This is a genomic window from Bremerella sp. P1 (assembly GCF_028748185.1).
Classification (GTDB): domain Bacteria; phylum Planctomycetota; class Planctomycetia; order Pirellulales; family Pirellulaceae; genus Bremerella.
This window is the reverse complement of the sequence record NZ_CP118164.1, coordinates 1,592,727-1,618,997: the sequence shown is the minus strand read 5'-3', so window position 1 is coordinate 1,618,997 and position 26,271 is coordinate 1,592,727. Positions and strand designations below refer to the sequence as shown.

The 26,271-nt window shown below is 54.0% G+C and carries 7 protein-coding genes; 3 read left to right on the top strand and 4 right to left on the bottom strand.

Annotated elements, in window-relative coordinates:
* The first annotated feature begins 226 nt into the window (after nucleotides 1–226).
* The 3 genes from PSR63_RS06720 (at nucleotide 227) to PSR63_RS06710 (ending at nucleotide 17,207) form a co-directional block, all read left to right on the top strand.
* The gene (locus PSR63_RS06720) at nucleotides 227–10,168 is read left to right on the top strand and encodes a hypothetical protein (RefSeq protein WP_274331827.1); all 9,942 of its coding nucleotides are present in this window, start codon (nucleotides 227–229) and stop codon (nucleotides 10,166–10,168) included.
* A 199-nt stretch (nucleotides 10,169–10,367) separates the two neighbouring features.
* Complete coding sequence (locus PSR63_RS06715; RefSeq protein WP_274331825.1) at nucleotides 10,368–15,791, top strand: WD40 repeat domain-containing serine/threonine-protein kinase; 5,424 nt, start codon at nucleotides 10,368–10,370, stop codon at nucleotides 15,789–15,791.
* 186 nt (nucleotides 15,792–15,977) lie between these two features.
* Nucleotides 15,978–17,207 carry an FHA domain-containing protein gene (locus tag PSR63_RS06710; protein ID WP_274331823.1) on the top strand — a complete coding sequence of 410 codons (1,230 nt, stop codon included), beginning with the start codon at nucleotides 15,978–15,980 and terminating at the stop codon, nucleotides 17,205–17,207.
* A gap of 68 nt (nucleotides 17,208–17,275) precedes the next feature.
* Here PSR63_RS06710 and PSR63_RS06705 read toward each other — a convergent pair whose 3' ends face one another.
* The 4 genes from PSR63_RS06705 to PSR63_RS06690 all read right to left on the bottom strand — a co-directional run bounded on the left by PSR63_RS06705 (nucleotide 17,276) and on the right by PSR63_RS06690 (nucleotide 26,269).
* On the bottom strand, nucleotides 17,276–17,566 hold the full coding sequence (locus PSR63_RS06705; protein ID WP_274331822.1) for a PAAR domain-containing protein: 291 nt from the start codon (nucleotides 17,564–17,566) through the stop codon (nucleotides 17,276–17,278).
* Nucleotides 17,567–17,590: 24 nt separating this feature from the next.
* Nucleotides 17,591–19,924, bottom strand: coding sequence for a type VI secretion system Vgr family protein (locus tag PSR63_RS06700; RefSeq protein WP_274331820.1), 2,334 nt, complete (start codon nucleotides 19,922–19,924; stop codon nucleotides 17,591–17,593).
* A gap of 148 nt (nucleotides 19,925–20,072) precedes the next feature.
* The gene (locus PSR63_RS06695) at nucleotides 20,073–20,564 is read right to left on the bottom strand and encodes an Hcp family type VI secretion system effector (protein WP_274331819.1); all 492 of its coding nucleotides are present in this window, start codon (nucleotides 20,562–20,564) and stop codon (nucleotides 20,073–20,075) included.
* 401 nt (nucleotides 20,565–20,965) lie between these two features.
* On the bottom strand, nucleotides 20,966–26,269 hold the full coding sequence (locus PSR63_RS06690) for a hypothetical protein (RefSeq protein ID WP_274331817.1): 5,304 nt from the start codon (nucleotides 26,267–26,269) through the stop codon (nucleotides 20,966–20,968).
* Nucleotides 26,270–26,271 lie beyond the last annotated feature (2 nt).

Here is a 26,271-nt window from a genome sequence, read left to right as displayed (position 1 = left end):
AAATGCAGTTTTTGCCTGAATTACGGGGTCTTCTGTAATTTCCCGGGAACTTCATTGACATGTCCTAGAGGCGTGATTTGAATGAACTTCTATCTGAGAATTCGTTAGTTTGGGGGATTTGGCGCAAAATGGGCAATTTGCGGCGTGTCATGCGCTCGCAGCCTCCTCATCCGTTTTTGGCTAACGAAGACCCCCTCTCTCCATATCAAACGCTGAGCAGCGAACCATGAACAAGCCGACCCTCTGGAAGCGCATCTTTGGCCAGAAACCCACTAAAAAGGTCAAAGCTCAACAAGCATTCCAGGAACAGTTCGATACCAAGCTGCGTTTTCGCGAGTTGGAACCCCGCGTCGTGCTCGCGGCGGACGCTACCTACGACGATATGGCGAACACGTTAAATATCGTCATGAACGATGGAGATACGGTCGAAATCGGACGCGATGTCGATGGTTATCTTGTGATCTCCGGAATTGATGATCCGGATAAAACAGACATGAATTGGGTAAGTTCCGGTGTCGATACTTATACGTTTACCGGTAAGTCTCTAACAGCATTGACCATAATCGATAAAGGTAATGCTGATTCTGCTGATCTCTCTAAGCTTAATTTCCTTGATACGCTGGGCACCTTTGGTGTGGGCGTAAATCTGACGACGGGTTTACTGGACATTACGGATGTCGACGCAGTCAGCTTCAAATCAGGTTCCGAGACGAACATCGGTTCGTTGGAAATCATCAGCGCAAATAATAATGCAGATGACATGGATGTTGATATCGCTGGCAAGTTGATTGTCGGCGGAAACGTCACGATCGAGTCGAACAATGATGATGGCAAGGGCATTGACATCGACAGTACCGGATCGGCCGACATTCAGATGGCCGTGTTAACTGCCTATGAAAAATCCGGCTCCGGGCAAGTTGACATCAATTTGTTAATGGGAACCGTCGACTTAGACAAGCTGCAAACCGCCAACAACAGCGAGGAAATTGATGCCTATATCTCGGATACCGATGGAGTCCAACTCGGCGAGATCGTGGCGACGAACCTGACGATCAATGCTGGAGGCGCGATTACCGATGACGCATCCTCGGCGATTGAGGTTTCCAATGTTGCTGAATTCAGCGGGACGGATATTAATCTCGACAACACCAGCAAGGTGCATGATTTCAACCAGTTGACCCTTAATGCAACTGGGTTTGCCACCGTTAATGAGACGGGTGGTTTCGACTTCGTCGGGAGTTCCTTCGTTGATGGTAAATTGACGATAAACACCACAGGAGCCATCGGGCAGATAGCCGCAAGTTCCCTGGTGGCCGATAGCTTTGCCGACTTCACGGTTGGAAATTCCAAGGACATCACGCTTGACCTGACGGACAACGAGTTTAATGGCCGCGTTTTGATCACCGGTCAATCGGGTCGAGCCGGGGCGGTAACGCTTTACGACAGTGCGGGGTTCTTCGAGTTTGGGAACACGACTGTTGAGTCGCTCGACGTGACAACCGTCGGGAACATTGATCAATTTGTGAGCATAATCGACGTTTCTGGTACCACCACATTAGGCGCCGTCGGATCTATCAACCTGAGCACCGCGCTTGGTAATAACTTCGCAGGTGTGTTCGATATCACCACGGCGACCAAAAGCACGTTAACCAGCTTCGCTCTGCAGAACATAAATACAACGCCTCAGTTGGGAAGCAATCTGGAGGCTGCCTTCGCGGATGCCAGTAGCACGCTTCAATATTTATTTTTGAATTTTTCCAACGCCACTGCTTGGGACCTGACCGAGACCAATATCGATGGAAATATGTACGTCCGGGCCGGCGGGCCGATCACGCAGTCGGGCAAGCTAGTGGTCAGCGGTTTTGGCTGGTTCGATAGCAGCAATGGCGACGCCATCACGCTCGACGACACGATGAACGACTTCATGGGGTCCGTCAAAGCTACTGGTGGGGCCGTGGAAATCGTTGACGCCAACTCCATTGAATTATGGGACATTACGGCCGATTCGCTGATCGTAACGGCCGGGACTTCCGTCGGACATAACATCACCCAGCGAGTCGACGGCACGATCACGGTGGATGACGCGGGCAGCACCGACCCGACCGTTGAGACGGCCACGTTCTCCGCCGGCGGGAACATTACCCTCGATAGGGCGAATAATTTTAAAGGGAACGTCAACGCAAGTTCCACGGATGCTGCCAATGGTGCCGTCGTGATCAACGACACCAACGCCCTAATTTTGGGAAAAATCTCCGCCAAATCGCTGGAAGTGACCGCTGGAAGCATCTCGCAAAGCGGTGACGAGATTAAGGTAACCGGTACCAGTGATTTCACGGCTGCCATCGGTGGCGACATTGATCTCAGCGCGGGCTTTGCTAGCAATGTCTTCGGCGGTACCGTCTCAGCAACGGGAGATGGAGGTGCTGCGGGTACGGTCAAGATTTGGCAACATGGCGATATCGAACTGGGAGCCATCAATGCGAATAAGCTAGACGTGTTGTCCGGTTACGGGAAAATTTCGCAAACCGTCGATGGCGTTCAGGTTGCGAGCATTGCTGAATTTCGTGCCGCCGACGGTGAAGATATTTTGCTCAACGGCAGTTCGATGAACGACTTTGGCGGGGAAGTGGGACTCTATGGTGGAGGTGGGGGGACCGTTGCCAACATTGCGTTGAATAACTCTGGCAGCGGCCTTCTCTTGGGGAAGGTCATTGCGTCAGGCAATCTGACCATCGAGACCGACGGAAGCATCACACAAACTGCGGACGGCGTTCAGGTTGGCGGGCTGAGTAAGTTCGTTATCGGTAGCGGTGGTAGCGTTACGCTGGACGACGATGACAACGAATTCAACCAGGTAACAGCGAAAGCTTCCAGTGGAACGGCCGCTGGCGTGACGATCAACGACAAGGACACTGCGGCGAACGGGATCACTTTGGGGCCGATCAGTACCTTGTTGTTGGATATTACGAGCGCAGGTGCCATTGTCGATACCGACAACTTGATTTCCTCTACCGATGCACGATTTGACGGTGCAAGTCTAGACTTGACCAATTACACCGGGACAGGCCACGCATTCGGTAAAGTCAATTTGCAGATTGATGGCAATGCGGAGTTCAAAGAACTTGACGGTTTCAGCTTCGATGGAACCAACACTGTCGGTGGGTTTTTGGATGTTACCACAGGCGCAGCTGTGGGACAGTCTTCTGGATCGCTAACGGTGACCGGAACCACCAATATTTCGGCAGGTTTTAGCATCTCCCTGACGAAAGCCACGAACGATTTCCAGGATACCCTTTCCCTTTCGGGCTCGATGGTATCGATTGTCGATGCGAATGAGATCAAGCTAGGCAACGTGACTGCCACGAAGTTTGACGTGCAGGCATTGATGGGCAAGATCTATCAGGAAGGAGGAACGGCCCTGGACATTTCGGGGACGACGCTCGCCAAAGCGACCGACACCTACGACGTCCTCTTCGACCAGGCTGGTAACGACTTCACGGGTGCCGTTTCGGTGCTCGGATTCAGCATGCCATCCAAGGTGGTCCTAAATGACGCGAACGACCTGATTATTGGGGATATCGATTCCAAAACGCTGACCGCGACCGCCGGCAAGAGCATTACGCAGCTTGCGGGCACTTCGATCATGGCCGATACCTCGGCGAGCCTGGACGCTGGCACAACGATTACGACGCGCGACATTACGACCCCCATGTTGGATCTGACTGCCGGCGGCAAGATCTCGCAGGAATCCGGAACATCCCTCATCGTCAGCGGTATGACGACCGTCGAAGTCCCAGTGGGATTTGACGTCGATTTGTCCAATACGACGAACGAGTTTGGTTCCATTTCTGTTAACAAGACCCTGGGCGACTACGCCGGCACGGTCACCATCTACGACAGTACCGGCAAACTGGAACTAAAGGATATCTGGGCCAATGTTCTCGATGTAACTGTTGAGAATGGCGATATCTCACAGGCGACCGGTACTTCGCTGCACGCGAAGGCTTCAATCGCCTTGGACGTTGGCGGTGCGATGGTGCTCAGGGACATCACGGCCCCCATGTTAGATCTGACTACCGGCGGCGCGATCTCTCAAGAATCGGGTACTTCGCTGCTGATCAGTGGAATGACAACGATCGAAGTAGCAGCCGCTAAAGATGTCGATCTGTCGGAAACGGGCAACGAGTTCGGATCGATCTCGGTGAATGCCACGTCGATGGACTACGCCGGCACGGTCACCATCTACGACAGCGGGAACGACAATGCCGATGCGATGCCAAACACGGCGGACGATGGCATCCTGCTGAAGGATATTTACGCCGACATGCTGACCGTGACGGCGGTCGGTACGGCTGGAGCAATCGTGCAGGACACAGGCACGGCGATCCATGCGGATATGGATGGTGGTAGCTCGGCGAGCCTGAAGGCCGATACGACGATCATGTTGCGAGACGTCACGACGCCGATGCTTTCGCTCACCGCTGGCGACAAGATCAGTCAGCTCTCCGGTGCACTCCTGGTGAGTGGAATGACCACGGTGGAGATTGCGGCCGGAAAAGACGTCGACTTGTCGAGCACGACGAACGAGTTGGGTTCGATCTCGGTCAATGCAACGTCAATGCTGGAAGCCGGCGTCGTAACGATCGTCGATAGTGGGAACGACGACGCGGACACGACTGCCAACACGGCCGACGACGGGCTGACGCTCAAAGATATCTACGCGGCGACGCTGAATGTGACGACGACTGGGGATAAAGGCCATATCGATCAAGCGGGTGGCACGGCGCTCTATGTTTCGGGCATGACGATGGTGGAAGTCGACAAGGGAGTCGACGTCGATCTGTCGAGCACGACGAACGAGTTGGGTTCGATCTCGGTGAACGCAACGTCGATGTCGGAAGCTGGCGTGGTAACAATCGTCGACAGTGGGAATGATGACGCGGACGCGGCGGCTGACACAGCCGACGATGGTCTGACGCTGAAAGACATTTATGCGGCGACGCTGAACGTGACGACGATCGGGGATAAGGGGGATATCGACCAGGCTGGTGGTACGGCCCTGTATGTCTCGGGCATGACGATGGTGGAAGTCGACAAGGGAGTGAATGTCGATCTGTCGAGCATGACCAACGAACTGGCCTCGATCTCGGTCAATGCGACGCTGGCAGATTACGCCGGAACAGTTTCGATTTACGATAACGACGCCGATCTGATCTTGAAGGATATCTGGGCGACCGACTTGGATGTCACGGCCGTTGGCAAGTTGAGCGACAATAGTGATGCGTCGCTCGTTCGCGTAACGGGCCTCGCTGATTTCAGTGGTGCCTCGATTGCCTTGGATACGACGACCGATGCGGATGGTCATCAGTTGTCAAATGTCCGCCTGGTAACGACGGTTGGTAATGCGAAATTGAAGGAAGCGAGCGGCTTCACCTTCGACGGCGTGAATAGCATCTCAGGGGACTTGGTCGTCACTTCGACGGGGGCGATCCTGGACCAGACCGATACGGAACTGGCGGTTAACAATCTGACCGATCTTACCGGTACTGAGATTGACCTGTCGAATACAACGGCGGTACTCGGACACCAGACCAAGCTGCTAACTCTTGTCACGACCGGCACCGATCCGAATAACGACGCGAAGTTGTTGGAATTGGATGGATTCACGTTCGCCGGGAAGAGCAATGTTCTCGGTGACATGCTTATCGCTTCTGGAGGCGTGATCGCCGACCAAGCCGATACCGATCTGACGGTCGCAGGTCTAACTTATTTGGCAGCATTTGCAATCGATCTGGACAATACGGCGGCGGTGACGGGGCACGCCTTGAATGAAGTGACGTTCGCCACGACTGGCGGCGATGCGGACCTGAAGGAACTGGACGGATTCACATTCGCCGGCGTGAACAAGATTCTGGGCGATCTCAACGCAACGTCTGGGGGTGTAATCTCAGACCAGACCGATACCGAATTGACCGTCGACGGCCTGACCAACTTAAAGGCCACGTCGATCGACCTGGACAATACGACGGCGGTGACGGGGCACGCCTTGAATAAGGTGACGTTTGTCACGACTGGCGGCGATGCGGATCTGAAGGAACTCGACGGATTCACGTTCGAGGGAACCAACAACATTCAGGGTAACTTGAATGTGACTACCGGGGGTGGCATCACACAACCAAGTGGCACACTCACGGTGACCAAGTCGACAAACCTGATCGTCGGTGAAGGTACGCCGGTAACGCTTGACAAATCAAACGACTTCCAAGGTACGGTTAACATCGAAGGCGAAACCCTGCGTGCGGGTGACGTGACACTTTTCGATGTGAATTCGATTACTTTGGGAGATATTGTCGCCAAGAATCTGAACGTGACGGCGACGGATGCGATCAACGATGCGGCTGACGCGACGATCCTGGACGTGACAGGCCTGACGTACCTGAGTGGTGCCTCGATTGCCTTGGACACGACGACCGATGCGGATGGTCATCAGTTGTCAAATGTCCGCCTGGTAACGACGGTTGGTAATGCGAAATTGAAGGAAGCGAGCGGCTTCACCTTCGACGGCGTGAATAGCATCTCAGGGGACTTGGTCGTCACTTCGACGGGGGCGATCCTGGACCAGACCGATACGGAACTGGCGGTTAACAATCTGACCGATCTTACCGGTACTGAGATTGACCTGTCGAATACAACGGCGGTACTCGGACACCAGACCAAGCTGCTAACTCTTGTCACGACCGGCACCGATCCGAATAACGACGCGAAGTTGTTGGAATTGGATGGATTCACGTTCGCCGGGAAGAGCAATGTTCTCGGTGACATGCTTATCGCTTCTGGAGGCGTGATCGCCGACCAAGCCGATACCGATCTGACGGTCGCAGGTCTAACTTATCTGGCAGCATTTGCAATCGATCTGGACAATACGGCGGCGGTGACGGGGCACGCCTTGAATGAAGTGACGTTCGCCACGACTGGCGGCGATGCGGACCTGAAGGAACTGGACGGATTCACATTCGAGGGAACCAATGACATTCTGGGTAACTTGAATGTGACCACCGGGGGCGGCATTACGCAACCGACGGGTACACTCACAGTGACCAAGACCACGAACCTGATCGTTGGCGAAGGTGATGTCGTCACGCTTGATCAGGCGAATGACTTCCAAGGCTCGGTCAGCATCGTAGGCGAAACTCTGCGCGCTGGCGATGTGACACTCGTCGACATCAATGCCATTGATTTTGCGGATGTCGTAAGTGAGAAGCTAAGGGTTACCGCTGGTGGCAACATCACGCAACTCGATGATAAAACCCATCTGGATATTAGCACCCAGGCCATTCTTGGTTTGTCGAGCAAGGCGACCATCGAACTGCTGAATGTTGGCAACGATCTCTCGACCGATGTTCAGTTGGATACGGACGGCAATATCGATCGGATCTGGGACTTTGAGATTCGCAACGAGAACAAGTACACCGGAATTGCCGCGGCAGATGTGGTCCCCGGTGGTGATTTTAAAGATGTCGTCAAGGGCGGTCTAGTTGACGACTTAACGCTAGAGTTCGTCAATGCAGATAAGTTGGAATTGCCGGAAATTGATATCACCGATGACTTGCGAATTATTATCGCGGGTGATCTAACTCAAGCTGGTGATATCAATGTCGATGACACCGCTCAATTCGTTGGCGGTACGATTACGCTGGCTAATGTGAATAACTTGTTTGTGAGCGGCAAAGCCAGTTTCACGGTCGACAAGGGCGACCTCGAAGTTGGTGTCGTGAGTAAGCCGATCGATAGTACGGATCGTGGAAAGGATGCCGGAACGGATGTCGAATTTGGTTCGTTGACGTTTACAGCAGATGGTCAACACGTGACTATCTCGGAAGACGATGAAATGAACCTAGTGGGAACCAGCGTCGCCCAAACCTTGTTCCTGGGGTCCGTTGAGCGCAGCATCGAAACCAATGCCGGGGCAAAGCTTACCGTCTCTGATCTAGCTATCTTCGATGCCAAGACCGACATCGATCTTGGTAATGCCGCGAGCTCTAGTGTCGACCTGCGAATTCTCTTGGCGAAAGCAGGTGGGGATGTCTCGATCGTTGAGACGTCCAACTTCACTAGCAAGTTTGATACTGAGACGGCTCTTGCTGTGATGGATGGTACCGATGTCACCGGAACATTGGCCATTCAAACAGGTGGACACCTGATCCAAGTTAACGATATTCGCTCTGACGGGACTGGAGAGTTTATCACCGCCGGTGAGGCTCTGTTCGTGGCGGATGGAAGCATCTTGTTAACGAATTTAGACGTGGACGTTCTAGCTGCAAGTGCTGGGAATACCGGAGCCGTCGGTGCAAAATCAACGCTGAATATTACGCCTGGATTCGAATTGAACTTTGCCGATGCAGGCGCCAAAGGAATTAGCGATTCGAGCGGCTTCACGACAAAAAGCACGCTCACGACGGATGTCATTGACGGAGATCTCCCTGACGAGAATACCGATAAGTATGCCGTCGGAGGGATGGCTTCCGGATTTGATGATGGCGCCGGCGAGGAATACTCCTTGGTGCTGATCAATACGGGAGATCTCGTGATCGACGAGGTTGCCGATCCTAATGCCCCGATGATACCAGTGCCCACGGTTGAGGGATTGCGAACCTACGGAAGTGATGCTGGGGAAGTATTCCTGCGAACAACGGATACCGGCAAGTTGACACTCGGCGCCACGCAGGCAGAGTCGACCATCGTTGGGCTCGCCAATTCCGGCGTTATCACTGCCATTGCTGGAGGTGTGTTAACCATCACGCCTGGCTACGATCTCAACGTAAGCGCAGGGCAAGATCCCGATTCTTCTCCGTTTGCCTTGGTATCCAAGATTGATCAGTTCACGGAAGTCATCCTGGCAGCACCCGACGATCAGTTTGAGGTCGATGACAATGGGGCAATGGACCTGGGTCCCGAATATGCACGTGAGCCAGGGGTCGTTGCCACGTATTTCTTACTTCCTAGTGTTACGTTTAGTCCCACGGCCAATGTAGTCATTCAGGAACTGGGAGTCACCGGAGAAAAGGACTTCCGGATTGTCGTTGATTGGGCTGACGATTCTGCTCCGAATCCAGAGCTGTTTACATTTACCGATAGCTTCGGCCCTGATGTGACGCTCTCGCACACTTATAGTTCGGCATTTCTGTTCCTGAACAGTGTGGTGTCGCTCGAGGTTACTGCGATGGCTTACAACAGTCCGCAGATCAATCTCTACCAAAATGTGGATACGCCCGCACCTGAGAATCTGAATGTCATAACCGATCGGTTTAACTTCTTCTTTGGCCAGATTGATCCACCTCTGCCTTACGTACCCGAAGTCGTTCGCTCAGTTGTTCCTATCATTCCGCAGATTATTACGATCGAGGCCAATCCGGCACCGTATCCGACGTTGGTGGAGTTTGCCGACGATACGCGTGTGGCGACTCAGATCGATGGCGTGACCGTCGTCGAAGTCGATCCAAGCGACTTCATGGAGATCGGTGAAGAAATCGAACTGGACGATGACTTCATGACCCTGGACGCGGTCAAGGAATTCATCCAGAACGGCGATCAATTCCCGCCAGGGCTCTACAAGATCGAAATCCTCTACCCAGGCGCCGAAGTGCCGGAAGAGCATTTCTACTGGAAGCAGGATCGTCCAGATCCGTTCGACTTGTTCAGCCACAGCACCAAGCCGATTGCCCCTCAGGCAGCCGAGCTTGCCGCGGCTGACCAGGCTAATGCTCAGCTTTCGGCCGAAGAAGTTTGGGCTCGTGAATACGACAAGTGGTTCCCAGGCGTAAACGATCTGCAACCAGCGGACGACCTTTCGGCACCTGCTGCCGAGGGTGAAGCTGGCGATATGATCCCGAGTGAGGACGATATTCTCCTTGAGCGTGTCACAACGGTGAGTTTGCAGGAAATCGATCGTATGACCGATCGGTTGCGAGCCAAGCGTTCTGTCGTTCGCGACAGCTTGAATGGGGCGATGATTGGTGGAGCAGCTCTCATGGCCGCTGTCGCTGCCCAGGGACGTCGCGATGATGAGGCACCTAATCATCATGCAGACGAGCAAGGGGATCAGCCTGAAGAATCCGTGGACGAAACTTCTCTCGGTCGTCTACGACGAAAAGTTCGTCATTGGCTATGATAAAGCTCTGAAATTCAGACGATCTGGCGAGTCCATTTCCTTGGGAATGGACTCGCGGCGCGTTATCATCAAACTTTCTTTGAGATCCTTAATTCACCCGAACTAGAATTGAGTTAGGATCGAGAAAAGGCGTCGCCATCCAGCCGTAGTGCCTGGGTTCGAGTGTAGGTGCGCGCAACGAATTGGGGGATATAGCTTCATGTCGACATTCAAGTGCCCAAGTTGTCAGGCCGAACTACCAGATTTTCAGCAATCGGCGGGCTTCTGTCCGTACTGCGATGCGAAATGGGGAGACGCGTCGGCAGAGGATAATCCGCAGGAGAACTCGGCCACGCTCAATATCGATAGCGAAGGCTTAGACGATCATTCTGACGATACAGAATCTGCTCCCGAACCGTCTGGTGGGCAAACCATTCAACTGGAGCGTGAGGAAGGCCAGCCAGAGACGGATATCAACCAAACGATCGACTTGCCTGACGGCGCCGACGTTGGTCAAGAGTTCATGGGCGCCGATGAGGAAGACGCTGGTCAAACGATTCAACTAGGTGGCGAAGATACCAATGCCACGATCGTGCCTGAAAAGGTAACCGGCGGGGAAGATCCCAATCAGACAATCAACCTCGATGAAAATGAGTCTGGCGATGTCCACGTTCAGCAAACGATCGATCTTCCTCCTGGTGGAAGTGTCGATTCGATGCAGACGCTCGATCTCGATTCGTCCAAGGACGACGTCAATCGAACCGCGCAGACGATGGCGTTTCAGTTAACTGACGACAATCAGCAGACCATTGACATTGGCGATAGCCCTGGCGGCGGGGAAGACTTGCACGTCACGTTTGGCTCGAAGCCCCTTTCCCCGAGCGACGTCAAACGCTTTTGGGGTACCGGTGAAGGCTCGCCCATGCAGACGATGCGCACGGCGACCGTCAGCAAGGCGAAGGAGTTGGGCGTCGACTTGCGTCGTCGTGTTCTTTCTGATCAGGAAGAAGGGTCCGACTACGCGATTATCAATCAGATCGGCAAAGGGGGGATGGGGGTCGTCTATGCGGCCAAGCAAAAGTCCCTGAGGCGCCGTGTTGCCGTCAAAACTTTGAAACGGGATATCGGGCAGCGCGATGACGATCGCGCGAAGTTTTTGAGTGAAGCCGTTATTACCGGTGTGCTCGACCATCCGAATATCGTTCCGATTCATGAACTCGGCCAAACGGAAGATGGCACGCTTTTCTACTCCATGAAATGTGTGACCGGTACCGAATGGCACAAGGTGGTTCGCAACAAGACGGAAGCGGAGAATCTTGAAATCTTCTTGAAGGTGGCCGATGCGGTCGCGTTTGCCCATTCCAAAAACGTTATCCATCGTGACTTGAAGCCTGAGAACGTCATGCTCGGCGAGTACGGTGAAGTGCTCGTCATGGACTGGGGTTTGGCCGTCGATTTAAATCGCAAAGAAGAGTTTACGATGGGGGGCACGCCGGCATACATGTCGCCGGAAATGGCCAAGGGCCCCTTGGACCGCATTGGCAAGTGCAGCGATGTTTATCTGCTCGGGGCGATGCTCTATGAAATCGTCACCGGCTTTCCGCCGCACGCCGCATCGACGATTACCGAATGCCTGGTCGCTGCCGCTCAGAATGTCATTGTTCGTTCGGACTCGACCAGTCGGCTGAAGAATATCGCTTTGAAGGCCATGGCCACCTCGCCTAAGCTGCGATTCAATTCGGTGGCGCTGCTGCAGGAAGAAGTTCGCAAGTACCAGGCAACGGCCCAGAGTATCGAGCTTACCAATACAGCCCAACAGGAACTTGAAACCGCGAAAGAGACCGAGAATTACGAGCTCTTCTCGCGCGCGATGTTTGGGTTCGAGGATGCCCTCAAGCTGTGGGGCGAGAACGACGCTGCCGATCGTGGTATTCATGAAGCCCGGCAGGAATATGCCAAGTGTGCCCTGAAGAAGGCCGACTACGACCTTGGGCTGCAACTGGTCAATCCGACCGATCCCGACGAAGCCCCCATCTACCAAGACCTGGTTGCGGCCAAAGCGGACGCGGAACGGACGGCTCGGAATGCGAAGTTTGCCCGCTATGTGGCCGTCGGCTCGCTGCTTTTTGCCTTGATTGGTGCTGGAGCCGGTCTGGTCATCATCAACGGCCTGTATCAAAAGGCCATCACTGCAGAACTAGAAGCCACCAAGCAGCGCGATGTCGCACAGAAAGCACGCACAAAAGCCGAGGGTTTGGCAAAGGACTTGGCAAGCGAAAGAGACACGCTCAAAGCAACCAATGAAAAATTGGACGTTGCTGTGGCCAATATTACCAAAGCCAACGAAGAGATTACCAAGGCCAACGACGAGTTGGCAATGAACGCCAAAACGATCGAGGGACAGAATGCTCAGCTGCAGAAACAGACGAAAGATCTGCAAACGGCCTTGGTCACGGTGGAGCAGGAACGTAACCGTGCCACGTTCGCTGGTATGTTTGCTTCCGTTGGGCTCGCCCAGTCCAAGGTCGAGTCCAACGACATCTCGTCGGCTCTGAGTCTTTTGGACCAAGTTCCGGCAGCATACCGCGGCTGGGAATGGAAACACCTCGCCTACCTTTGCCATCCGGACGTTCCACACATCGCGTTCAAAGAGGCGGCCACATCGGTCGTCATTTCCCCTGACGGCCAGTGGACAGCCATCGGCACCAATGGAGAAGGCGTCTACGTCTATCCCACGCAAGATGCCGTGGCACCAGGCGTCATGCCTAAACACGTGGATTTGCCCGAGTGCCGCATCACGGCGCTTCAGTTCTCAAACGATGGAAAGCAACTGTGGATTGGTACCGATCATTCACAAAAGTACCTGCAGGTCTGGGATCTTCAAGGTGCTCCTAAGGTGGTGCCATTGAAAGACCTCAATCCATATTCGACCTATCCGGCGGTCAGCGCTATTGAGTTTGTGCCGGATAATAGCGGATCGGTATTTGTTGCCGTTAGTGGACGCTGTTTCAAGCTCAATGCGAAGCAAGCAAATGGTGCCCGTGCGCTAATCAATGTTGGCAGCGTGTTCGATTTAGCCATTTCGCCTGATGGAAAAGAGTACCTTCACACCCAGGAATCGCAGGGTGAATACCGCGTCAAGCGGTTGCCGACCGACGGGTCATATAAGGAAATTGGGGTCCTGCAACTCGACGATCGTGCCACTCACTGTGTCTATCTGACCAACGACCTGACCGTGATTGCCATGGCCGACGGTAGCCTCAGACTGTGGGGAGGCCCCAGCAAGCTGGACGAGATCGTCTACACGCTTCCTTCCCAAGTCAATCAGCTGCACTTCGACCGACGCAAGAACCTGATGTTGGTTGCGTTGTCGGATGGTTCGGTCAAGCTGTTGCGATTCGATCCCTCCTCAAATGCGTTGTCAGACTACAAAACATTGCGAGGCCATCAGGGAGCCGTTCTCGATTGTGCTGTGCATCTCAATCAACCGACTCTTGTTTCTGTTTCTGAAGACAAGACTTCTCGATTCTGGAACTACGAAACTTACCAAGACCAATTGGAGTTGGATCTCGACGAGAGTGTCCTCTGGGCGAGCTTCTCGGGAAGTGGGAACGAGTTTGTCACCGGTGACCGAGGAGGACGTGCTTGGATCTGGAACAGTAACACGAACAGCGAAAAGCCGCTCCAAGAACTGGTTGTCGGAGATTGGACTCGGCAGAACGTTGCCCAGAAGTCGGCCATGCTGCCGCTAGGAGACGGCAAGCATCTTGTGACGGCCGATGCCGATGTCGGGGTTGCCGTTTGGGATATTGCATCCAAGCAAATCCTCTGGAAACGACAGACGCTGGCGAACTCGTACCAGGTTGCCGTCGTTCCCAAGACCGATCGGTTTCTCTTTGTCGACATGGTCAAGGATGGACAAGGGGCAGAGAAGACTATGATCCGTGCCGCCAATGCCAAGGGCGAATCGGTCTTTAATGTCCAAAGCCAAGTGGAAGCCAAGCAGATTCTCGACTTGGTGGTTGCTCCGAGCGGAAACTACTTCGCAATGCGAAGCCCCAATGGTATCCGCGTATTTCCGATGCCAGCTGCCACTGATACCAAGTTGGCCGCTGAGATCTGGAATTCCGATTCCGATCCGGTACTACAAATGGAGTTTCGATCGGACGATGTCATTTTGCTGGGGTACCATCCGGGACAAGGGACGGGTCGCGTTTCGGTGGTCGATTTCAAGAATCGCAAGGTGATTCATGAATTCCCGACTTCGGAAAGCAACCTGCGGTACTTGCATTTCGACTTGTCGCCTGACCTATCCCATGTAGCAATCGCCTATACGAATTACACCGGTTCCCAATCAGGCGATCCTAGGAATACGAAGTCTCAAGTCAGCTTGTATGCGTTGGACAGTCCACAGCAACCAATCGGTTCGGTTCAGTGCGATGGCGTTGCTGCCTATCCATCGGTTTCTAACGACAACAAGGTCGTATACTTCGTCCAGCAGCACAAACCAGGCGACCGTGATATCGCACGCTGGGAAATTGCCAAGCCGGAGAGCGAGATTCTGGCATACTCGCGTGAGGGAACCGATGCGAGCAGCACGGCTTCGCGGGAAGTTGGTCAGGTCGAAGTGATGCCAGGATCTCCAGACGAGATTCTGGTTGGGTTTAGCAATCGTGATATCGAAGTGTGGAATACTTCCACGGCGAAAAGTCTTGCTCGATTGGCACCTTCACGGGCGGTGATCTTCTGCGATTTCTACAACAAAGACCAGCAGGTCTTAACGGTTCATATCGACGGACTTGTCCGTGTTTGGGATGCCAAGTCGGGGAAAGTCATCGATCAATATGACGCTGAGTATCAAACGATTCAGGCTGCAGCACTAACGGGCGATCTGTTGGCGGTAGGCGGAACCGCAGGCGAGGTTACCGTCTTCGATTTGGCCAAGAAGAGTACCGTGCAAACGTTGCCATACCAAGGCGCATCGATCGATGCTTTGGCATGGGCACCCTCGCAGCCGAAGCCGGCGTTGATGGTTGCCACCAGCCAAATGAAACCCGACGCCGATGTTGGAGAGAAACTGGTCGGTTCGTTGAACCTGGTCGAGACAGAAACTTGGAAGCCAATCGGCGAAGCTTTTGCCAGCCATGCGGGACATTATCGATGTCTCACGGCATCCAAGAGCGGTACCCGTTTCGCTGCGACTAGTAGCGATACGGGCGTTCGATTGTGGGCCGACATTCCGCTAGCAGAATTGGCAACGACGGAGCCGCGTATGCTCGAAGGGCATTCGACCGATGTCACCGGCGCCGCGTTCTCTGCTAATGGTGATCGATTGGTTACGGGAAGCTTCGACGGATCGTTGACCGTTTGGTTTGTCGATCGACCGAAGGCTGATGCTGGCATGGGCGGCCAAGAAGGACCAACCGGCGAGTTGCACGTTCAACAATTTGTGCCATTGAAGGGACATCGAAAAGAAATTTCGTCGATTGTCTTTTCACCTAACAGTGAACTGCTGTTGACGTCATCGTTGGATCGAAGTGCCATTCTCTGGTTTACGACCAATCTGCCGGACAATCTGGCAGAAGGTCTGGTACCCGAGAAGGACACGGTTGCCTCCGCAGAGGTGCCAGCCACGCAGCGATAGCAACTATGCATCGACGTGATGCGATGTGTAAGGAAGAATCCTTGCCAATTTCATGCAATTTTCCCAAAACAGGCCGGAAAAGTGGGAAAATTCTGGTATGAGAAATCTCTCTTGTTGGATAATTAAAATAGCGATAAACGAGAATATGCGGGCAAGCGTTCTCAGTCGCTCATGGAGAGTTTTCCCTTGCGTTTCGCGCTTCAAATCTACTCAATGAATTCTGGCAGCCGTCGTGTATGGCTTGATCCGGGTCAGACGATCCGTATCGGTCGCACTACGCGCTCTGACCTGACGGTCCCGGATGATCCACATCTATCAGGCCTTCACTTCTCGATCGCTCGCGAGTCGGATGGGCTGGTTCTGAAAGACCTTCAGAGTCGCAATGGGACTTTTGTGAACGGGGCCAAGGTCGGATCTGCTTTGGAGCTGCACGATGGTGATGTCATCGTTGCTGGCAAGACTCAGTTCCAAGTCGTCGCTGTGAATGATTTGCCCGGTTCCAGTGTCGGCGGCATTCCTCCGGTAGCACCAGGCACGTCCCGCACAGGCACGAATGCCCCTCAGTTCGATTACGAGAATACCGAATCGATCGCGCCGGAGAACAATCCGTTCTTCCAGGCTGCTAGCACGCACGATTCGAAGACCGTGAAAAACTATCCACGACTAAGCAGTCACTCCTTCAAGGACGTTCGTCGAAACGCTGGCTTGGGAAGTGATTACCCTGGTCGTCGTTCTGTACAGATCCCCGGTGCCGCAGGGGCCAACGAGCAGGCGAAGCCTGCGATGCCTCCTCAGCCCACTGGAAGTGTCTCTGGTGGCCCAGCATTGCCTCAACGATCGTTGTCGGCGGCAGAGTTGTCCAGGGGCCTGCAGATGCGTTACGAAACGCGGATGGCACCGTCGGGCATGACTTACTTCTGCCCGCGTAACGAAGTAAAACCACCGACGGACGTCGCGGACTTTATTGGTCAAAACCGATTCCTCTACGCGATTGTCAATTTCGGTCGCTTGCAGACACAGCAACAGCCGAGTTTCTACAACGAAGCCATCTCGGCTGGGGCCGTACAGATTTCGAGTACCCAGCTTTTGATTCCCAAGCGAGACGCCGTTGCGTTCCATGGGATCTTGCGTCATACGTGGGGCCAAGATGCCCTGATCTGTATGGCAAGTCGCTTGAACAAGTTGGAGTTCATGAGTCTGGCGTATCGCTTGACCAATGAATTGTCGAGCCCGGCTCAGCTGTTGAACCATCTCTATTCGGATGGTCAATACACCAACTATGGTTTCCTGGAAGGTATCTCGGCCGTGTTGCTAGAGATCGAACGTGGAGCCCGATGGGTCATCTTTAAGAACGATTCCGAGATCCGTACCTGGCGAACGCTTGGCTTGCCTTGCCCACCAGAACTGGTTGGTTAATTCCCGTTTGGGTTTGACCCACAGAAGGAAGCATCTGGGCAGAGATCGTATTCTCGAGAAGATCTCTGCTATCCGCCGATCATCACTTGCGGAAAACCTACGGTAATGACGCCGCCGTGAGCGGTACTGTCGCCAAGTCGTGCCGCTGGCATGCAGCCAATCATGACCGTCATCGAACCTTTGGCGATGACGTCTGGCGGACCAACACAGACAGCCATGTCGCCAACGCGAGCCGCCGGCATGAAACCAATAATCACGTTGGGCGATCCCATGCACACCGGCCCGCCAACATGTGGGACAGGGCCTGGGTTGACCATCGGACAAGTGTGCATGTCGCTAATTCGAGCTGCTGGCGGCATGAGTTACCTCTTCTGCAAAGACCATTAATCAGGTGCGGACTTGAAGCCGGTTTCTTCATTGTGAGCCATGTCTGGTTCAGTCGGAGCGGCTTCTTCAACGTTCTGTTCTGGTTTGACCGGTGAATCAGGCGAAGCGGGACTGGCGTCGGCCGCGGACGTTGCCGAGCCACCGCTGTTGATATTCACCAACGTTCCCTGAATGAAGACGCCGCCTGGGTTGATGTTGATGAAGTTACCACCAACCTTCAGCGAAAGGCTCAGACCAGCTTCGATGTTGACGTTCATGCCGCCCTTCAGATTCAGGTCCATACCAGCACCGTAGTTCATGTTCATGCCGGCCTTGGATTGGAGATCCATCTGGGCTTCGGTGCTGATGTCGGTGGCCTTCGAGTTGTAGGCGTTGTCGACGCTGATATGAAGCGACTTGGAGCTTTGCCGCCAGTCCTTATCGACCGATATATCCTGCGAGCCTTTGATCCAGGTCTTGGAGTCCCCTTCGTTGGTCAGGCCTGAACCCTCTTGCCCGATCAGGATTCCCACATTCTTTTCGATAACGATTGCCAGGTTGCCACCCGAAGGCTCTTCGCCATTACCAATCATCATTTGATGATTGCCTTCGATGTGCTCGATCTGATGACGTTTGACGTTGATCTCTTTGTCTTGGTAAATCATTTCCCGCTGGGAACCGCCTTTGTCTCCGTCTTTTTCCCAACCAATGATCTGCGAACGATTGCCGTAGGTGCGGTTACGCGAGTCATTACGCACGCGGACATCCAAGTCCTTCTGGGCGTGTAGAAAAATCCGCTCTTTCTCCGCTTTGTCGTCGAAGAAGAGTTCGTTGAATCCATCACCACCAGGCGTACTGTTGGTCTTGAAATACGTCTTGGCTTTGTCGTCCGGAAGGTTGTATGCCGTCTTCTGGATCTCGTTGTAAACCGACCCGACAACGAGCGGTCGATCGGGATTGCCGTCTAAAAAGTCGACAACAACCTCTTGGCCAATACGCGGTATCGAGAGGAAGCCCCACTTTTTTCCGGCAGACGCCTGAGCAACACGTACCCAGCACGAGATTTCAGTGTCAGGCTTCTTGCGATTCTTGTTCTTAGGCCGAGCCCAATGGAACAGGCACTTAATTCGCGCGTATTCATCGGTATGAATTTCTTCACCGTCCGGACCCACGACAGTTGCCGTTTGGATACCGGCCACCATCGGCTTTGGCGTGGTACGGGGCGGATTGTAGATCGCGTCTTCCGGGATACACGTGAAGGTATTGCTGTATTCCGTTCCCGACTCAGAACCGGTGGTATAGCTCGCGTTCGATCCGGTGTGTTGAATCGAAATGATCGCGAACGTCTTGCCGTCGTCTGCTGGAACGCGTTTGGAGTTGAGCGTGAATTTCCCGCCGGGAGCGAAGGTAGTACAGTCGCTCGTAGCTACGACACGATCAAACACAACCTCCTCTTCGCCCATGCGAACCTTCGAGAGTTCGGTCGACTGCGAACTGGCATTGCCCGAAGACTTCGAGTCGACGAAGTCGCCTGGGTGATCATACAGTTCGTACTTCTTGAAGTCCGAGCTAAGCTGGTTGCTGATCTTCGTCTCCGAGTTCTTCTCGAAGTTCTCGTAGGGTTCTTTAAAGGTGTGATCGGAATGGGTCCACTTGCCCGAGACGAATTCGTAGCGATGTTCCCAATCGAGAATCTCGGACTCGTATCCGTGCGTTCCGGCCGACGATGTACGTTGGATGGCGTCTTTCTCGGCCGTATCGAAATACGCCTGGGCGTTATCGGCGAGAATCAACTTATCGCTGTTCGAACCATCTCCTGAGTTGTCGAAGAAGTAGAAAATACCTGCTTCTTCCATCAGGCGGCTGACGAAGTTGAAGTCGGTCTCGCGGTATTGCACGCAGTACTCGAGCTTCGGATAGTTCTTCTGCAGATTGGTGCTGAATTTTGCAATGCTACTGATCGGTTCGCTGTTAAAGACGTCTTCGATGATTTCCGGAATGGTTTTATCTTCGAAGATTCGGCAGTCGGACGTTTGCGTCAGAAACCAGAGCCACGGAACCATTTCGGCGTTGAACTGCGCCATGGTGCCAGGCTGATAATCGGACGAGAAACGATTGATGTAACCTTTGATGTAGCGTTTTTCGTTGTCGCCGTAAGAGAAGCGGATCTTGGCTTCCTTGTTGATGATTTCTTCTGGCTTGTGCTCCAGATTCTCTCGGCGAGATACCAACGAAAGCTGATAGTTAAACAGTCTCGAGATCCCCTCGTTCCCCGTGTACGACAAGAGAAAGAAATCCTCCCCCAAGCTGTCTTCGAGGGCAAATGCGCGGTGCTCTTGTGCTTGATTCATGGTCGGTGGAACGCCCGAGGTGGTTTAGCTGTAAGAAAACCAACGATCTGGATAAGGTGCGTTGGCTTGACGTTCGTGCCCAGTGCGAATGCAAAAACGCAGGGGAGCGCGAATTGCGATTCCCCTGCGTCGCTGATCCGCGATCGGACTAGGTAGTGCCTTCTTCCACCTTCCAGGTGGCTTCGACTTTACCTTGGTTCGATCCGTCCTTACCGTACTGATTGTAGGTCCACTTGCCTTCTTCAAAGTTCAGGCCGAACGATTCTGTTGGCACGGTACCATCGTCGTCAACCGCAGCACTGAAGCTGTAGCTGGTGACGATCACGTTCTTCAACTCGAACTGGAAGTAAGGCAGACGCTTGCCCTTGTCACCCAGCGATTGGCACAGGTCGAGCTTGACGACCGGGTGAACCTTACCGGAAGCGACCGACTCGATGATCTTTGGAGTCGACTTGTCCAGTTCTTTGACACAGACCAGGTCGTCGAAGACGGCACTTTGCACGTTACGCGACGAACCCGACTTACCACGCTGCACCATGCGAGAAATAGCCTCGCTCACCGACAACAGGTTGATCCAGTTCTTGTGTTCCGAATCGGTGCTTTCCCCAGGAATGGCGTCGAAAAAGATGTAACCAGCCATTACTTAACTCTCCCTCAAAATCGTGAAAATGTGTTAGATGGAACGATGGAATCGGCTTTGGCTCTTCTGTCCAATGCGAAACCCCTGTGTTTTGAACTCAGGTTGGCCTCGCTTCCCCTGAATGTACCTAGGTTTACGGCGCATCCCGGAAATCGTTGCGTGGTTTTCAGAAAGAATCTGGGAAAACATTTTCCGCTGGGTAAGAGAATCCAGCGGGCGTCCTTAAAGCGTTGTCATTTAATAGCTTGTGGCAAGCATCGAACGCCCGGTTTATGCCGGGATCTGGGCGCACTGGCGGCTAAAGACCGGTGTTCCGATCGCAGTCGGAACGCAACTGACAGAACGGCCGAACTCAAGTGTCGCAATAGCATTAACTCAACTCATGATGCCGAGCGAGACTATCACCATTTAGGGATTTGCACGTCGACCGAGAAGGACGGAGCCCCTGTGGTCAATTGTTCCCGCGTCCAGATATCGATTCTCGGATCGGCCGCCGCTTCGACGTCGGTCTTGCTTTCGTACATGAATCGATGGGTGATATTCAGGATCTCTTTGCTACCATCCCCTGCGAGGGTGTACGTTCGCTGAATTCGCGGCGGAGATGGCGTGATGCCGACATGATGAGGCTGAATTCCCTGCGTTCCTGGATCAACCCGCACCACAATGTGGTACTTGTATTGATCCAGGCTCGTCGAGGACTCGACCTTGAAATTGCCTGACTCGAAGTCGGCGCCACTGTTGGTGACATTGTTGACCAGCAGATCCCTCAGCGAGATGGTCTTCTTCGGCTTGATCGGCTTCTCGAGCTGGGTGTAAATCTTTACACGCGCCCACTTGGCCGCCGGCTGCCACTGATTCAAGCGAATCAAGAATTCCGGAAACTGCGTTTCATTTCGTAGCAGTACATCACTGAAGTACCGCGTCTCGAAAACTTCGTTGGGACTGAACGCGTTGGTCACGCTCGGTACGATCTCGGCCCAGATATGGAAGGGACGGACCGTGAAGTGTGTGTTGTTGGTGTTCTCGAGACGGGTCGGAATTTCCAGCGTGCCAGTATCAGGGTCCGGCGCTTGGAAATTGAGGATCCGAGCCACGTACTCGCCGTCGTATTTCAGAGCATCATTGACCGAAATATTGGCCTGGGCGGCTTCCTCAGCTGGGTCATCGATGAACACTAGTTGCTTGAGCTTCCCGTCGTATGCCAGGCGGACCTTTTCGCCACCACGCAGCTGGATTTTTGCTGTATCGTCCGTGTGGAGTTCGCGCACGGTATAGTCATGCCGGCGATCATCGAAGCGATCCTTGGCGTACCAGATGGCCCCGAAATCGTAGGGGACAGGCTCTTTGGGATCGTCGGTTCGCTGAACCGAGAAGTAAATCTTGGTCTTAATCAACTCCTCGATGCGCCGCTTTAGCTCAATCTGTTGGTCGGCAGGCAGGAAGCCACCCCGTCCGCGGTTCTTCGCTAGCCAGGCAATCTCAGTCAGCGTATTCGCAGGCGGTTTGGAATTAGGATCGGTCTCCAGGTTGCGTGCCTGTTGTCCCAAGGCGAATCCTACGACTTGCAGCTGGGTGTTGCGATACTTGGGCTTTTCTAGTTCATCGATCAGATTGATCGCACTGGTGCGGAATGGCCGGCCTGCGGGATCATCGGCCTGGTCGTTCGCACCATCGGTGATGACGATGATCTGGGTTGGCTTGCTGGGGTCGACCTTTTGCAGGGCTTGATAGATCGAATAGTAGAGGGGAGTTTCGCCGAACGCTTCCAGGCCTTCAATTTCGTCCTGAATGCGGGCGACATCCACGCCGGGTTCATTTCGTTGCGGAGCACGATTGAGCAGCGGCGTCAGATTCTGATTCACCAATGCCATGACGTCATTTGCCGGCACGATTCCCGCAGGCACATCAACACCAGGTCGCTGGATTGCCTTGTTGTTGGCATCCCAGCCAACTCGGCTGCCAAACGCATAGGTGAGGACACGGAACTGCCCCTTGGGACTCGCCATCGTTCCCAGGATATCTTTGAGCACACCCTTGGCAACGCTCATGCGTGAAGCTGGTGGATTGCCGGGAACCGTTTTCGCCATGGTCGCCGAGCAATCCAGGATGAAGATCACGTCCGCAGTACCAGACAGCTCGCCTGTCACCGAGACGGTAGGCTGACGAAATGGGAAGGGATTGATGTCAACAACCTGGGTAATGCTATCTGGTCGTTGCGTACCTGAGATCTGAAGTGGGAAACGCCGGGCATTGCCACGAAAACGAATCCGCTCGGTACGGGCCGTGGTCTGCAAGACCTGCTTAGTTTTGATGATCTGCTCGAAGGGACGCTGTGCCTGGTAGAGACCCACCGGCTGCGTGTCAAACGGATGACTCGGCTCGACCTGACCGCTGGAGTCTGCGACGGCGATTGCTTTCCCTTCGTCGACCAGCAAGTCGATCGCGGAGATGCCGGCGGGGATCGACTGCGGATAATGAATGGTCATCTTATGTTTGATATCGTCGGAAGAGTCGTTGATCGACTCGGGCGGGTTACCGACTTCGACCCAACGGCTATAGTCTTTTCGTAGCGTACTGAGCCGATTGATGACCTTGCCAGACAGTTCACTAGGAGCATTCGCCGACTCAAGGCTGAAGGGTTCGAGAAAGCTTTGCGAGAGCCGGTCGAAGTAAGGATTGAGGGAGTTATTGCCCCAGAAATCTTCCATCGCCCGATTGGCCGACCAGGCCAGGTGTTCCTTCCGCTGAATACGGAATTCGATCTGGGAAGGCGTCTTCACATTGCCATCCACGCGAGAACGGTTGCGGACAACCAAACCGGTAAATGCGGTTGCCTCGGCAGCATTCGGAGCACTCGGAAACGATTCAATCTCGCGCGTCGGAGCCAGCGAGCTTTCCAGTGCCTGCTCGACCACCTTTTCAGCAAACAGAACTACTGCGCCAGTGTCTTTCAAAAGCAACTGGGCATTCGCCTCACGATCCGGGCTGAGCGGGGCGATGCGGTAATCAGAAGGACCGCCGGCTTGGTTCATGGCCAATTGCCATGGGCCTTTCTCGTACGAGGACAGCCCCAGAATCAACGGGCTCATCGAGTCCGGCTTGACGTTGACGTTGCCTAACGACTGCCCCAGGATCGACTGCTTCTTAGCCCGCAGTGAATTTCGATCGTAGGTCGTCATCGAAGGAGTCAGCTTCGCGACGAAGCGAACTCGCAACAGGTTGTAGATTTCCAGTAGCGTTTCCGAATCGGAACGATCCTTGCCACCTTGGGCATCGATGATGTCTTGCGACTCACGATTCAGGAAACGAACCACATCGCTGTAGTTTTGGGTGATCTCATCGATTAATGCCTGCTCGGGAACGGGCACCTTGGTATAGTCAGGACGACTCTCGCCTTCCAGCTTTCGTGGTGTGAGGGCATCTGCCAGTTCGTGGGTTTTCTCGATGGCAGCGGTTACCTGTCCCATACGCAGCTGACGATCGGCATTGGGGTAGGGATGATGGGTCAGCCACGAAAGCAAGAACGGAGCAGATGCCCTGACGCTGTCGACCACTACATAGGCTTCGATCAGGCGGGCCTTTTTCTTTTCTAGAGCTTCTAGCCCCTTCGACCCGTCGGCCAACGGTTGAATCAGTTCGATGGTCTTCTTGGGCTGTAGAGCGAACAAGCGGTCTTCGGCTTCGCGACGTGTTTCGTCGGCGTTGTCGAGCCCTTGCTCGAGCCAGGGGAAAACGCGTTGGTCTTCGACGAAGGCGATCTTTTCCATGCGACGACGACAGGCCAGAGCGTCGACCATGGCATTGCGATAGTCCGTCGCATCATAGGACGTCGCTTCGATGCCAAAGTTCGTCTCCAGCGTTTGGAAGAAGTCACGCAGCATCGCGAGAAACTCGATCTCGATGACATGCATGCCTTCGTTTTCACCTTTAACCGGCGAGTTCGGAGCTGAACGCAAGTATTCCAAGATCAAATTGATATTCGCGGGGGTCATGTCCCGCTGGTTTTCGGTCGTGTAATGATCCAGCAGGAACTCTGCTGCGGCGTAGTAGTCTTCGCAAACCAGCGGCTTCGTTCTTTTGTCGGTGGGAATCTCTTTGTCTTTGGATTCTTCCTCGATCTTGTCTGCGTTGGCTTTCAATTCTGCGAGCGTAGGGATCTTGGTAAGCGGGCCTGGGTTCGTCGACCGCCAGCAGGCCAGGCTGCTGACCGGGAAAGGCTCGGCTTCGGCCAGATCGCGCTGTAAGCTGCTTCCCTGATAATACGGCAGCTGCGAGTTCATGATGGCGCTTTTCGCCCCGGTATCGTACTGGGCGAGCGTCATGGCCAAGTTGTCGATCGACTTGTTCAAGGCCTTCAGGCTTTGCGTCAGTTCTGATTGATAGGCGACACCAGACTCCGCAAGACTTTCGGCTCGGATCAGGTCGTATTGAATCAAGCTGAATCGATAAGGTGCCAACCTCAGAGCACCATGATCTCCGAGAAGTTGCAACGCATCCCAGAGCTGCGCCAGGCGCTCCTGGTCGGAAGTGGTCGAACCGGCGGCACTGTTGGGACTAATCTGGAATTTGGCATCGCCGACTCGGCTTAGCAGCACATTGGCAGCGCCAGGAGATTGCCCAATCGGAATCAAGACAGGAACCTGGCGGGAGTTGCGATGCTGGACAGCCCAGTCGTCGACATTCTTGGTCAGGTACGCTTCCATCTCTGCGAGGGAAACGCTGTCGTCGTCTACCGACGAGGCCATCTCGTTGGCCGCACCCATCAATCCGCGACCGAAGAAGAGGCCGAAATTGGAGCCTCCTTCGTACGGATTGGCCCACGACTTTTGTCCATCGCTATTGGACAGCAGAAGATAAGTGTTCGAGAGTTGAATGTCTTGCGGCAGCGTTTTGGCCAACAACTGTGCGGAAGAGGGAAAGTCATTAAAGAGACGGTTGGCCGACCATTGAGACTCCATACGTCCGATGTCGAAGACCAAAAGCTTATAGGACTTCGGGTGCTTCTTCACCTTCGGGTGATCGGCGATCGCGCGGAGGACTGATTCCAGGGGAACTAGTTTGGCGTTGGCTTCCGGCTTCTCGGGAGAAAGGGCCTGGCTGTTCTTTGCCACCAGGTAGGGAACGCCATCGAAGTTGGTCACGCCATGGCAACTTAAATAGAAGATCCAGCCACCGGGCCGAGGTCCTCCTGGGCCATTGGCGATATCCAGGTATTTCGTCACGGCAGACGTGAATTCGGAGTCGTTCAGATTGGTCCAAGGCTTCTTCTGTTCGGCGCCGGCAGCCATTCCTTGTCCAGCGACCAGTTCGATGTTGCTCGCCGAGTCTTCCATCGAGAGCGTGAAGTTGCTGCGATCCTCTTGGGCAAACGCATTGGGGCCCCACAACGAGTCATCATGCTCGAACGTGGCCAGGTGCATCATCGGGGTCTTGGTCGGTTGGCAGCCAATAATGGCGATGAACGAGCCAACCAGTAGTACCAAGGCAAACAGCAGAAGGTTGAGAATGCCGATATGCTTCGGCCCCTTCGGCTTGTTCTCTTGGAGATACGTCTTATCGGAACGATGACCTCCTGCTGCTTGTTCGTGCTTTTTGCGACCACGCCAATCAGAAGGATCTTTGGGAGCCTTGGAAGCAGGCGGAGGAGAACTGGCCGGTTTGCTTTTGGACTTCGGTTTACTCTTACCTTCACGCCAATCGGCCATGA

Bases quoted from the DNA above. Each gene is read 5' to 3' on its own strand.
- PSR63_RS06720 (WP_274331827.1), top strand. From the start codon at position 227: ATGAACAAGCCGACCCTCTGGAAGCGCATCTTTGGCCAGAAACCCACT.
- PSR63_RS06715 (WP_274331825.1), top strand. From the start codon at position 10,368: ATGTCGACATTCAAGTGCCCAAGTTGTCAGGCCGAACTACCAGATTTT.
- PSR63_RS06705 (WP_274331822.1), bottom strand. From the start codon at position 17,566: ATGCCGCCAGCAGCTCGAATTAGCGACATGCACACTTGTCCGATGGTC.
- PSR63_RS06700 (WP_274331820.1), bottom strand. From the start codon at position 19,924: ATGAATCAAGCACAAGAGCACCGCGCATTTGCCCTCGAAGACAGCTTG.
- PSR63_RS06695 (WP_274331819.1), bottom strand. From the start codon at position 20,564: ATGGCTGGTTACATCTTTTTCGACGCCATTCCTGGGGAAAGCACCGAT.
- PSR63_RS06690 (WP_274331817.1), bottom strand. From the start codon at position 26,269: ATGGCCGATTGGCGTGAAGGTAAGAGTAAACCGAAGTCCAAAAGCAAA.